The sequence below is a fragment of the Arthrobacter sp. B0427-1-12 genome (assembly GCF_059092905.1).
Genome location: NZ_JBNHIC010000218.1, coordinates 1 through 450, shown reverse-complemented (window position 1 = coordinate 450; position 450 = coordinate 1). Strand labels below are relative to the sequence as shown.

The window sequence follows — 450 nt, the reverse complement described above, 5'->3', positions numbered from 1 at the left end:
GGGGCGATCGCGCTGGGACACCCACTCGGCGCCTCGGGTACCCGGATTCTGACGACGATGCTGCATCACCTTGAGGACACCGGCGGTCGTTTCGGCCTGCAGGCTGTATGTGAGGCCGGCGGCCTCGCCAACGTCACCATCCTGGAGCGTCTCTCGGACGGATGACGCGTGGGGGATCACACGGCGGTTTGCCCGCTGAACCATCGAGAAGGAGTATCGAATGGCATTGAATGGCAAGGTAGCGATCGTCACAGGCGGTGGTTCCGGCATTGGTAAGGAGACGTCGAACGAGCTCGCATCACTCGGCGTCAAGGTGGTCGTCGCCGACCTCCACTTCGATGCTGCGCAGAGTGTGGTCGAGGGTATCCGGGCCGTCGGCGGTGAAGCGACGGCGGTCCAGGGCAACACTGCAGTGGCTGACGACAGTAGGAAGGTTGTCGACTTTGCCCT

At 63.3% G+C, this 450-nt stretch carries 1 protein-coding gene and 1 pseudogene; both read left to right on the top strand.

All coding sequences use genetic code 11. The annotated features are described in order from the left end of the window. A pseudogene (locus AC5RWU_RS24635) lies at positions 1–165 on the top strand (steroid 3-ketoacyl-CoA thiolase); the annotation flags it as partial. A 55-nt stretch (positions 166–220) separates the two neighbouring features. Continuing rightward, positions 221–450, top strand: a 230-nt coding sequence (locus AC5RWU_RS24630) for an SDR family NAD(P)-dependent oxidoreductase (protein WP_493986791.1), incomplete at its 3' end; no start/stop codon positions are given.